This window comes from Motilimonas sp. 1_MG-2023, assembly GCF_030547455.1.
GTDB lineage: Bacteria > Pseudomonadota > Gammaproteobacteria > Enterobacterales > CBDFNC01 > Motilimonas.
Map to the genome: position 1 here is coordinate 1 of NZ_JAUOPX010000069.1, position 11,738 is coordinate 11,738.

Here is an 11,738-nt window from a genome sequence, read left to right on the forward strand (position 1 = left end):
TCCTTTTTGGTCTGTATGTTCCTTTTTGGTCTGTATGTTCCTTTTTGGTCTGTATGTTCCTTTTTGGTCTGTATGTTCCTTTTTGGTCTGTATGTTTCTTGGTCGAAAGATCAGATCGTGGAACAGGCATTTAGTTCATTTTCTTAAGCAAGATTCAGGTTAAGTTAATCTTGTTCAATTTCTGTTTTTTATACTGTCCCGTCTTATCGGGACGGACGAAAAAATGTATTTTTTGTCGAAAAATTATACTTTTATAACTACAGAGACAAAAAATGAATTACGCGAAAGCATTTACACTAACCTATTTATTTTTCTTACTAACGCTTATTACTGCATGTGGAAGTGGGGAGCAAAAGATCATTCTTTTTCTAGATGGGATAGCAAAAAAAAAACTTGACGATGTCTATCAAGTTGCTTCATCTGACCCTGATATAATTAACCTCGCTTTCAGTGTCGAAAGCCCAAAACAAAATTTTTCTTGGCATAAAGCAGGAGGTATTGCATATCCAAATACCAGTGAAGAAATGACAATGCAAACACCATTTCGAATCGCAAGCATAGGAAAAACATTTACTGCCACATTAATCATGAAAATGATTGAAGCTGGAAGTATTTCACTTTCAACGCCAATTAGCGATATTTTGGCAGACAGTGATATGCCGGGTCACTTTACGTTGAATGAATTACATCAGATAGATGAGGATTCAAGTGGCGAATCATTAACGATTAGTCAATTATTAAATCATACCAGTGGCTTACGAGATTATATTACTGACGAACCAGATAACGATATTTCATCGAACTCATTGGCGGCACTACAGATCTTAGATGTAACAGGGCTCCTACCATCTGGCATCTCTAAAAACTCATGGACAAGCGCTAGTATTCTTGAGTATTTTTTTTCAAGTGGTATGAATCAATACGCAATGAATCCCCCTGGTGAAAGCTATCATTACTCTGATACAAACTATTTGTTGTTAGGTTTAATTATAGAAAAAATCTCAGGAATGAGCTTAGCTGATAACTACCGAGTTGAGATTTTCTCTCAATCACAAATGAATTTCTCTTACTTAGAATGGCATGAAGCAGCAGAAGGAAAAGGACCTGCTCATCATTACTCAAATTTATCGCCTTTTGGTATCAACGAAAATATAGATGTTATCGCAAGCGGACTCAATACCTCTTTTGATTGGGCTGGCGGGGGAATAGTATCGAGTATTGAAGAATTAAATTCCTATGCTATTGACTTGTTCAGCAATAAATTATTTAAGGACGTTAATACCCTAAAAGAAATGAAAAATACAATCAGTGTTGACAATGAAAATTTTTCTTACGGATTAGGTATGAAGAGGATTGAGTATCAACTTTCACATAAAAAAGTTGTTGTTTATGGTCATGATGGTGCATGGGGTACTGGTATGTATTATATTCCAGAAACAGGAACGAGTATTGTGTTTACAATAAATCAAGCTGCACCTCAAAATAAAGATTGGTTATTAGAAATACTACGAGGATTAGATAAGGCTCTTTTGTTTACGGCAATTGAGTAGATTTTGGATATTGCGTATTTGGCTTTTACATTTAATAAAAATAATATGATAAATCAGAGTTATATGACTAACCACTTTAGAGTTAGAATACGCAATGATTAAGGGTTCAGCAGAAAATTACAACACATACTAACTCTAAAAACATTGGAAATTAATATTATGATTAGCTCAAAAAAGTTTTGGGATGGAAGCGCTAAAAAATACGTTAAAACAGCTATTAAAGATGAAGTTACTTATCAAAAAAAAATCGCCATTACGCAACAGTACTTAAACAAAGATTGTGATGTTTTAGAGTTTGGATGCGGTAGTGGCGGTACAGCAATAATTCATGCACCATATGTTAAAAAAATTTTTGCAACTGATATTTCTGAAAAAATGATTGAGATAGCAGAAAAAAAAGCGAGGGAATGTAATGTTGAAAATGTCATTTTCAAACAGAATACACTTGATGAGCTTATCCTTCAAAAACAAGATTACGATGTTATCTTAGGATTAAATGTTCTGCACCTTCTCGAGGATGTAGATATTTCCATTCATTATATTTACAAACTATTAAAAAATAATGGTGTGTTTATTTCAAGCACTTCGCTGATAGGTGAGGTACATGTAGTGTTTAGGTTGTTAATATCAATAATGCAGTTTATTGGTTTAGCACCTCACGTATGTGTTTTGACCAAAAATCAGCTTGTTAGTAAACTTATTAAAGCTGGATTTTCTGTTGAGCTAGAGTGGGTGACCAGTAGAGAATCAATATTTATTGTCGCAAAAAAATAGTTCACCAATTCTATCTACATACCTTCCCACCTTATCGGGACGGAAGAAATGCATCCTTTTTTATCTAATGATAAGTCTTTTATAGCACTTTGAAGTAGGTAATAACTTATTCAACAAAATTTTAATTTTATTACTAAAAAGGAATAAAGATTTGAAAAATCAAAAAGAAAAAATTAGAAAGACAGCGATATCTCTGCTTACAATTCTCAGCTTAGCCTTAGTGCCAGCAGCTCAAGCACTTGAATTTTTATCAATCGCTAATATCAATGTGGATGTGAAAGATGCGCAGATTAAAGTTAAAACCGACGAAATAAGTGAAGTCTATATAATGTACGGACTAAACTCGGCCAACTTTGTTAAATCGCCAGTATCGAGCCAAAAGAGTAATCATGTTATTTCCCTAAACAATCTTAAACTTGGTCACATATATCACTACCGTGCTGTCGCTAAGACAGGTGCCGGAGAAGAATTCATTAGTCATGGGCAACTACTACGATTAAAAAAAACCAGTACGACAGTTCCTGTTGCCGTAATTAATAAAGTAGATAAGTACAACGTCACTTCTTCCAGTGCAACCATTAAAGTAGAGCTTGATAGAGCGGCAACCGCCACGTTGAATTTTGGACGAGGAGCCTACAACGGTGGCTCTTTGGTATCCCCTGTTGCTGTTAATCATCAATTTGAATTAAGCGGCTTGGACGAAGGGAAAATTTATCACTTTGAAATTGATACAGAAACACCAGATGGGTTTGCCTCTGACGGTGCAGATCAATTACTGCGGCTAAAAAAAGCATCTGGCCCAGATATTACGCACTTATTGGTGAGCGATCGAGGTACGCAATCAGCAAAAATTACTTGGCGTACAAGTCGCTATGCCACAGGACGGGTACTGTACCGCAAGGTCGATGAGTTGGAATACCAAGAAATTGAAAATGTTGAATTACTGAAAGATCACAATGCCACACTGCCCAATTTATCAGACTACTCTGAATACCATTTTTATGTTGAATCAACCGATTCTAATGGACTAGTCTCTACCTCCAAACCATTGTCTTTCCACACACTAGACAGCTTGCCTGAACAACCATCCATCTCAGAAATAGCAGTCAGCTACTTGAATGATTCAGAAAACGAAGGTTTTGTTAAGGTTATCACTACGGAGGACACGAGAGTTTGGGTTACTTTTGGTCCAAGTTTTAGGCCCAATATTTCCAATGTATCAGACTTTAAGAAAGAGCACGGGATTAAATTACCATCATTAATACCTGGTCTTTTTTACCGTTTAGAGGTTCATGTTCAAGATGCAGATGGAAACCTTCATAAGAGAATTCAGTTCTTTAACCCAGATAAGCTTGCGGTTGATACAGAGAGCAAAATAACAACGGAACCAGAATACCTAGTAAACAGCTTTTTTTCTCCGAGAACAACCAAAGTTTGTAACTATAACGTGAGTGACATCGATGCATATAGCCATATTAAATTAGACTGTTTACTCGATCTAAACAACCGCCATGTAACCCTTAAAGAAGGCGTTTCCTTGCTGGCTGCTGGTGGTGATATTATTAATGGTACCTTGCATATGGATCACGGTGAAATAGATCACCGCTTACTGAACTCGTCTGTTACTGTCGATGGTGTAGAGCTTAGATCTGTCTCAGACAACTATACTTTAGATAAAAGACGTTGGCCCCTTGTAGAAGGGATAGTTGAAGACTCTGTAGCAAAAACTAACAGAAAAATTCTTCAGCATGCTTTTAATCAAATGGCTGCTGTTCAAACAGCTACACTTACGCTGCCTCAATTTGATGCTTACTTTCTTGTAGGGCAATACGACTCACGTATCGATGGCAGCAAAAATGGCATATTATTGCCCTCAAATACGAACCTTGTAATGCAAACCGATACGACATTACGCGCACAACCAAATGGTTTTGTAAAATACAGTATTCTCGGAACTTTCAATGCTAACAATGTCAAAATAAAGGGTGGAGTTTTAGTTGGCGAGCGCGACCAACATAACTACGAGGATCCGCTTTCGGATAAAAATAAACACTGGGGCGGTACTTTAATGCGTGTACAAGGCTCTACTAACATAGTGATTGATGGTGTTAGTTTTATTGATGCAATGGGTGATGGTTTATCAATCAGCTCTCTTAGGGGATACGGTCGACCTGACCACATTGAAACTCAAGAAGTGACAGTAATTAATAATACCTTTGACAACAACCGCCGACTTGGCATGGCGATCACCAGTGGTTCCGATATTTTGGTTGATAGTAATACGTTTTTAAATTCAGGACAACCGACAGAATATTCAACCTTTGCCTCTCCTGGCTGGGCGATTGATGTTGAGGGGGCTCGTAGTCGTAACACAAAAGGAGAGCTTTATTACATTGAGCGGCCGTATAACATTGTTATTAGTAACAATGTAGAAAAAAACAGCTACAAAGGGGCCTTCATTGCCGCGATTGGTGATCACATTAAAATCATCAATAATACGACTGAAAGTCGATTAGGTATAGGGCAGTCTTCTTTTGTGACTATTGCCGATAATGATGTAACATACAATGAAAAATCTCATACCCCAGCATTTGCTATCCTGAATGGTTACGATGGTGAAACAACCTTTTACCCAATCATCGATGGGGTAAAGCTGGAAAATAACATTATTGCTAATAATGTGCTTCGAAAGTCTGGTATTTATATCTCAGGTAGTAATACCGATATCTATAACAACACTATTATCAATGCTCCCTTAGCTTTCTCTATCTCTAGGGCAAAAGATACCAATATATTCAATAATAATGCAGTGATTAATGATGATGCTCCTATTACATATGGTAACGACAGAATAAAAACCTACAATGGTGTGCGTGGAACATTTTCGCTCAATAATGTCGGTTTCTATAATAATAAAGTTCATGTTAAAGGAACCCCGCTGTGGATAAAAGGTGTTAATACTGAAGCAGGGCAAAGTGATTACACGATGGAAATAAAAGGTAATGTTTTTACAACTACAATCGTTCACAAACTTTCAGGTTTTAGCGATGCAAGAAATGTGACATTTAAAGGCAATAAAATTAATGGCTTACAGGTAACATCGAAATCCCATAACTTACAAATTTTAGATAATATCATAACTCAACCAGCATCAAGTGGTATTCATGTTAATAGTGAAAGCGATGAGATTGATATATTAGGTAATACAATTAACTTTAGCGGGACTCGTTCCGCTTGCATTAAAGTATCTACAGATAGTAAAGTCAATAAAAGAGACAATAATTGTCATATAATCCAGTAGGCAATATTTGATCATTAATTGTACTAGCTCAGACTTGATCTGACAGTTACCCATTTTTAATGGTGCCATTGTCAGCTTAGATTTGAGCTAAATTTTTTATGTATTAGTTGATAAGTCGAACTAACGATTGTGCCAATTTATCCAGCGCATCTTTCCGCTCTTCAAAATAATCATGTCGGTTGTAGATCCCTTCTACGCCCTTAAGTTTATGGTTCAAACATCGCTCTGCTACATGGCCGGGAGTGCCTTGTGCGGCCAGTTGGCTGCGACAGGTACGGCGTAGGTCGTGTACGGTGAAGTGAGTCATATCCCCCATCTTGTTTTCTGGTTGTTTCTTCTTGCCAGCTTCATGGCCAAATAATTTAGTGATTGCACGGTTTAATGTATCAGGCCCCATGTAAGGGTTTTTGCTGGCTCTGCGGCTGGGGAAAACATAGCCAGAGCCACATGCCCTTACTTTTAGTCCTTCTAACCACTTTACCGTAATGTCGGGCAATGGAATGACGATCCCTACGCCTGATTTGCTACGGTTATCGGGTAAGCTCCATGTTTGTTTTTCTAAATCAAATTCTTGCCATGTCGCTTCGGTTAATTCTGACTTTCTCACCCCTAAACAAATCAATAAGGCACAAGCTAGGTAATTGTCACGGCTAAAGCTGTCCGAATTTTCTCTCGCGGTTTTGAAGAACTGTTTGATCTCATCAAGCGATAATGCGCGATCTTTGCTCTTTTCTGCACCACCAGCATCATTTACTGAAAAGGCGCTGGCAGGGTTTGCACCTACCAGATCAAGCTTGATGCCGTGGTTAAATAGCTGTTTGCAGTAGAGCAGGGCATCATTCGCAATGCTGGGTCGGCCAGAGTCGGCAATACTGGTGATAATCGCCCTGATGTCGCGAGCGTTGACTTGATTAACCCCTAGTTCACCAATGTGTGGTGCTATGTCTTTACGAAAGACACGTTCGGGTATTTCAGGGTGTTTTAATCTTTTGACGTTGCCTTGTTGCCAGTCTTCAAAAAGGTCTGTCACTGTGTAGAGTTGAGATTGCAGTGCGCGTTTTTTGGCTAAGATGGGGTCTGTGCCTTGATGGACCAATTTCATTTGAATCGCTGCTTCGGCTCGAACATTAGCGAGGGATAGATGGCTGACCTTGGCAAGGGTCATCTCACGCCGCTTTCTATTGAAGGTAAATCGGAGCATCCAAAAGGCTTCACCTCGTTTAGGTATAACGAGATATAAACCGCCACCATCGGCGAATCTGCCGGGCTCGCCTTTTTTGATATTTTTCGTTACAGCTAAAGCAGTTAGCTTGCTCATATCGCCCCCACTATCAACTCGAATAAGCGATGAGGTGTGTACCCACCACTTCACTTTTGTTTAATAGTAGCATGCCCACCAATATACCCACCATTTATTTCTAGCTTATGGTGGGTATTGGTAGACTTAGGTGGACTCTATTTTATTTTATCTTATTGATTTTTAATATCTAACGTATCTTGTTGGATGCCGATAGAGCTTATTCAATATTCTGGATCTGCTCTCTCATTTGTTCAATTAATACCTTACACTCAACCGATGCGTTAGTGATTTCAGCATTGATCGACTTTGATGCTAAGGTGTTTGCTTCGCGGTTAAACTCTTGCATCATGAAGTCTAAGCGTCGGCCGATGGCACCGCCTTTTTTCAAGATGTTACGGGTTTCGCTGATGTGTGAGTCAAGGCGGTCGAGCTCTTCGGCTACGTCGACTTTTTGCGCTAGCATCACCATTTCTTGCTCTAGGCGCGCAGGCTCTAGTTCAACTTGCGCTTCGGCTAGGCGGTTGCTAAGGCGTTCGCGTTGCCATGCCATTACTTCTGGCATTTTAGTGCGAACAAAGGCAGCTTGGCTGCTGATTTCTTCTAAGCGCTGTTCGATGAATACTTTTAAGTTGGCACCTTCGCTGGCACGCGCTTCTAAAAATTCATTTATGGTGGTGTCGAGAGCAGCGAGTAGTTCTTTTGATAGGGCATCAACGTCTTGCTCTGGCGCTTCCATCACTCCCGGCCAACGCAGTACGTCGATAGGGTTAAGTTGGCCACGGCCACATTCTTCCATTACCCATTGCGCATGCTCAATGATTTGGCTGGCAAGGGCTTGATTAATTTGCAGTTCGGCAGCGTTGTTCTGTGCAGCTTCAAAACGTAAATTAACTTCGAGTTTACCGCGTTGCATGCGTTTGCGTAGTTTTTCGCGGATCACAGGTTCTAAGCCACGAAATTGTTCTGGCGCACGAATATAGGTTTCTAAATAACGTTGATTGACTGAACGGATTTCCCATACGGCGCTGCCCCAATCGCCCTTGAATTGTTTGCGGGCATAGGCTGTCATACTGTGGATCATAAGCGTCTCTTGTTAATTGCAGTGGGCGAATTATAAGAGCAAAAACGCAGCGCGCAAACCCTTCTCTGGTTTTGTCGCCTTTACTTTGATTTTAACCCCGCTTGTTTATGTATGAGGGGCTAATTATCGAAGGGTTTTTGCTCGTTTTATATCGCTTAAACGCATGATTGATATGAAGTAGGAATGGATTAATTAGCCTGGAAAAAGTGAAAAACCTAGTCAGTTAGCTTTTGTTAGCTGTGGCAGTTAACCCCGATCCAAGCGGCTTTTTTAGCTGTATTTCTATGGTCACTCGAACGGGCCGCAGTGAGCTATTCATATAAACCTACGGAGAAAATCTCAGCAAAGGTGGATCCCTTTTACTTTGGGCTTATAATGGCGGCTGTTTTTTTAATCTAGGTAATTATCTATGCGCCCAAATGGCAGAACCCCCGCTCAAGTTCGTCCTGTAACTATCACTCGTAACTATACTTTGCACGCTGAAGGCTCGGTTTTAGTGGAGTTTGGCAACACTAAAGTTTTATGTACAGCCAGTGTCGAAGAGTCGGTGCCACGTTTCTTAAAGGGCCAAGGTAAAGGTTGGATAACGGCTGAATACGGCATGCTGCCACGCGCTACCCATACTCGTAACCAACGTGAAGCTGCAAAGGGTAAGCAAGGCGGCCGAACCTTAGAGATTTCTCGTTTAATCGCCCGTGCTTTACGTGCTGCGGTTGATTTAAAAGCTTTGGGTGAAAACACTATTACTATCGATTGTGACGTGATCCAAGCCGATGGCGGCACACGCACGGCGTCTATTACTGGCGGTTTTGTGGCATTAGCCGATGCGATTAACTACCTCATCAACAAGGGCGCGCTAAAAGTTAACCCAATCAAGCACATGATCGCGGCTGTGTCAGTAGGTATTGTTGACGGTAAAGCACTATGTGATTTGGAATACGTTGAAGATTCAGCGGCTGACACCGACATGAACGTGGTAATGACGGAATGCGGCAAGATGATTGAAGTGCAAGGCACGGCAGAAGAAGCGCCATTTAGCCATGAAGAGCTACTTGAAATGTTGGCGTTAGCGAAAGCCGGCATTGACGATTTAGTGGCGGCGCAAAAAGCGGCACTAGCAGAATAATTAAAGGGGACTTATCGATGAAACAATATCAACGCGACTTTATTGAATTTGCTCTGAGCAAACAGGTGCTTAAGTTTGGTGAGTTCACTTTAAAATCTGGCCGCACCAGTCCTTATTTTTTCAACGCTGGCTTGTTTAATAGCGGTGGCGATTTAGCTAAGCTGGGTCGTTTTTACGCAGCAGCGTTGCAAGATTCAGGCATTGCATACGATGTGCTGTTTGGCCCTGCTTACAAAGGTATTCCGATTGCAACCACCACCGCGGTGGCTTTGTTTGATGGCTATCAAGTAGACACTCCTTACTGTTTTAACCGCAAAGAGAAGAAAGATCACGGCGAAGGCGGTTCATTAGTCGGCGCGGATCTAAACGGTCGTATCATGCTGGTGGACGACGTGATCACGGCGGGCACCGCTATCCGTGAGTCGATGGATATTATCCAAGCTTGCGGCGCGTCATTGGCGGGCGTACTCATTGCGCTAGATCGTCAAGAGAAAGGCAAGGGCGAGTTATCTGCAATCCAAGAAGTTGAGCGCGATTACGATGCGAAAGTGATTTCAATCATTGAGCTGAATGATTTGATTGAATACTTAAGCGAAAAGCCAGAAATGGCAGCGTCACTTGAGTCGGTTAAGGCTTATCGCGAGCAATACGGCATTTAATTAGCCTGTTAAGTTGTATCATCAAAAAGGGAGGCCTCGGCCTCCCTTTTGCAATTTTATTGGTTGCGATGTACGGCTATGTCGGAGTTTATCTTTCGGGCGGCCAATCAATTTACAAATAACGCAGTAATAACTATAGCTTTGAAAAAAATAGTGATTATCAATTAGGAAAAATCGGAGAAAACGAGTGCTAGATGTGACTAAATTTGAAATTACCAGTTTTTGTCATGTTATTGATGAAGCATATATTGCAGAGTTTGAGAAGCGTATTGGCACTAGCTTGCCAGATGCTTATAAGGCTTTTCTATTGCGCTTTGGTGCTGCGTACCTGAGCCCCGCAACGGTTCCATTAACCGATCCAGACGGAAATAACTTTAGTGACATGCCTTATGAAACAGGCGGTGTAGGCCTAGGAGTATTTTATGCTGCATCGTTTCGTGAAACAGGAAAACCCAGCAATGGATTACGGGATCGTGATTCTCTCAATGAGCAATATAGCGAGTATACCTTGGACTATGGGCTAGACCCCGACTACATTCCTATCGCCGACGGTCATGCCAATAATATTTTTTTAATGAAGGTAAAAGGCGAGGGGGCGGGCGGTATTTATTACTGGCTTAATAAGCGCTACTGCCTGTTAGCCCATAGCTTTGAGGCATTTTTAGATAAAATCCCTTATGAAAAAGAGCAGACTTTCGATGAATACATGGTTGAATTAAAAGAGTTTGCTAAGGGGGATCAGAAAATGATTGAGCGAAGAGCAGAGCGCTGGAAGAGTCAGTACAAAGAAATGCGTGAGCAATACCAAGTTAAAGAGCAAGGCGAGCCGTAATCTCGCTAGTAAGTGTTTTTTAGCGCAATAGGACAGCTATTTAAATATCCGTTAATAAACAACCGAGGCCATGTAGGAGTCCCCCATTCTGGCGGCCAATCAATTTACAAACAGCTCAGTGATAATTGCAACTTTGAAAAAGATAGTAATTGTCAGTTAGAAGAGGTAGGAGAGGACTAGTGTTAGATGTGACCAAATTTAAAATCACCAATCTTTGTAATATTATTGACGAAGCTTATATTTTAGCCTTTGAGCAACGGATTGGTGTTAGTTTGCCGGGTGATTATAAAGAATTTCTACTGCGCTTTGGTGCCGCAATGCTCACTCCTAGCACGGTTCCGCTGACTGATCCTGATGGTCATCCTTTTAGTGATAAGCCTTATGAAACGGGTGATGTTGATTTAGGTATTTTTTATGCTGCATCGTTTCGTGAAACGGGAAAACCCAGCAATGGATTACGGGATCGCAATTCCCTTAATGAGCAATATAGCGAATATACCTTAGATTATGGGCTAGACCCCGACTACATCCCCATCGCTGACGGCCATGCCAATAATATCTTTTTAATGAAGGTAAAAGGCGAAGGGGCCGGTGGCATTTATTACTGGCTTAATAAGCGCTACTGCCTGTTAGCCCATAGCTTTGAGGCATTTTTAGATAAAATTCCTTATGTAAAAGAACAAAGTTATGAAGAGTTTATCAATTCTATTAAAGATGACGCAGATTTTGAATGGTATAAAAAGAATTGGCTAAAGCAGCATAAAAAAATGCGTGAGCAATACCAAGTTAAAGAACAAGGCGAGCCGTAATCTTGCTAGTGAGTGTTTATTAGAACAATGGGCTCCTCATCTAAACATCAGTGAATGAACCGAAAAAACACAGACACTCACCAAAATAAGCTTTTTTACCATGGTTCAGAATGCGAGTTAGTACAAAAAGTGGTGGGGGCCCCATATTCTTGCCTGTAAAGCTGAACCACCTAAAAGGGAGGATTACCCACCCTATTTCAATTTATTGGTTGAGCACAAGCTCAACTCTTGTAACCTTTCACCAACCCCAGCTTGACTAATCCGATATCAACCCAAACACATCTGGGTATTCACCCTTTTTCATCA

General features: G+C 40.6%; 9 protein-coding genes. 7 read left to right on the top strand and 2 right to left on the bottom strand.

What is annotated here, in order from left to right; all coding sequences use genetic code 11:
* Window positions 1-272: 272 nt before the first annotated feature.
* The 3 genes from Q4519_RS20770 to Q4519_RS20780 all read left to right on the top strand — a co-directional run bounded on the left by Q4519_RS20770 (window position 273) and on the right by Q4519_RS20780 (window position 5,625).
* A complete protein-coding gene (locus Q4519_RS20770) occupies window positions 273-1,550 on the top strand; it encodes a serine hydrolase (RefSeq protein ID WP_303515697.1) in 1,278 nt (425 codons plus the stop codon).
* Between the two features lie 159 nt (window positions 1,551-1,709).
* Window positions 1,710-2,324, top strand: coding sequence for a bifunctional 2-polyprenyl-6-hydroxyphenol methylase/3-demethylubiquinol 3-O-methyltransferase UbiG (locus Q4519_RS20775; protein WP_303515700.1), 615 nt, complete (start codon window positions 1,710-1,712; stop codon window positions 2,322-2,324).
* Window positions 2,325-2,475: 151 nt separating this feature from the next.
* Entirely contained in the window at window positions 2,476-5,625 is a 3,150-nt protein-coding gene (locus tag Q4519_RS20780; RefSeq protein WP_303515702.1) for a right-handed parallel beta-helix repeat-containing protein, read from the top strand.
* 103 nt (window positions 5,626-5,728) lie between these two features.
* On the opposite strand, the gene Q4519_RS20785 is transcribed toward Q4519_RS20780, so the two are convergent.
* Window positions 5,729-6,943, bottom strand: a complete 1,215-nt coding sequence (locus Q4519_RS20785) for a site-specific integrase (protein WP_303515705.1) — start codon at window positions 6,941-6,943, stop codon at window positions 5,729-5,731.
* A gap of 199 nt (window positions 6,944-7,142) precedes the next feature.
* Window positions 7,143-8,006: a YicC/YloC family endoribonuclease gene (locus Q4519_RS20790; RefSeq protein WP_232801645.1), complete on the bottom strand. Its 864-nt coding sequence runs from the start codon at window positions 8,004-8,006 to the stop codon at window positions 7,143-7,145.
* Between the two features lie 409 nt (window positions 8,007-8,415).
* Here Q4519_RS20790 and rph point away from each other — a divergent pair, with 409 nt between their 5' ends.
* The 4 genes from rph to Q4519_RS20810 all read left to right on the top strand — a co-directional run bounded on the left by rph (window position 8,416) and on the right by Q4519_RS20810 (window position 11,432).
* Window positions 8,416-9,132, top strand: a complete 717-nt coding sequence (rph, locus tag Q4519_RS20795) for a ribonuclease PH (protein WP_232801646.1) — start codon at window positions 8,416-8,418, stop codon at window positions 9,130-9,132.
* 17 nt (window positions 9,133-9,149) lie between these two features.
* On the top strand, window positions 9,150-9,791 hold the full coding sequence (pyrE, locus tag Q4519_RS20800; RefSeq protein ID WP_233051559.1) for an orotate phosphoribosyltransferase: 642 nt from the start codon (window positions 9,150-9,152) through the stop codon (window positions 9,789-9,791).
* 187 nt (window positions 9,792-9,978) lie between these two features.
* Window positions 9,979-10,623 carry an SMI1/KNR4 family protein gene (locus Q4519_RS20805; RefSeq protein WP_303515710.1) on the top strand — a complete coding sequence of 215 codons (645 nt, stop codon included), beginning with the start codon at window positions 9,979-9,981 and terminating at the stop codon, window positions 10,621-10,623.
* Between the two features lie 179 nt (window positions 10,624-10,802).
* Complete coding sequence (locus Q4519_RS20810; RefSeq protein WP_303515712.1) at window positions 10,803-11,432, top strand: SMI1/KNR4 family protein; 630 nt, start codon at window positions 10,803-10,805, stop codon at window positions 11,430-11,432.
* Window positions 11,433-11,738 lie beyond the last annotated feature (306 nt).

What these genes read in the sequence shown, in the direction of transcription:
- Q4519_RS20770 (WP_303515697.1), top strand. Translation starts at nt 273, where the DNA reads ATGAATTACGCGAAAGCATTTACACTAACCTATTTATTTTTCTTACTA.
- Q4519_RS20775 (WP_303515700.1), top strand. Translation starts at nt 1,710, where the DNA reads ATGATTAGCTCAAAAAAGTTTTGGGATGGAAGCGCTAAAAAATACGTT.
- Q4519_RS20785 (WP_303515705.1), bottom strand. Translation starts at nt 6,943, where the DNA reads ATGAGCAAGCTAACTGCTTTAGCTGTAACGAAAAATATCAAAAAAGGC.
- Q4519_RS20790 (WP_232801645.1), bottom strand. Translation starts at nt 8,006, where the DNA reads ATGATCCACAGTATGACAGCCTATGCCCGCAAACAATTCAAGGGCGAT.
- rph (WP_232801646.1), top strand. Translation starts at nt 8,416, where the DNA reads ATGCGCCCAAATGGCAGAACCCCCGCTCAAGTTCGTCCTGTAACTATC.
- pyrE (WP_233051559.1), top strand. Translation starts at nt 9,150, where the DNA reads ATGAAACAATATCAACGCGACTTTATTGAATTTGCTCTGAGCAAACAG.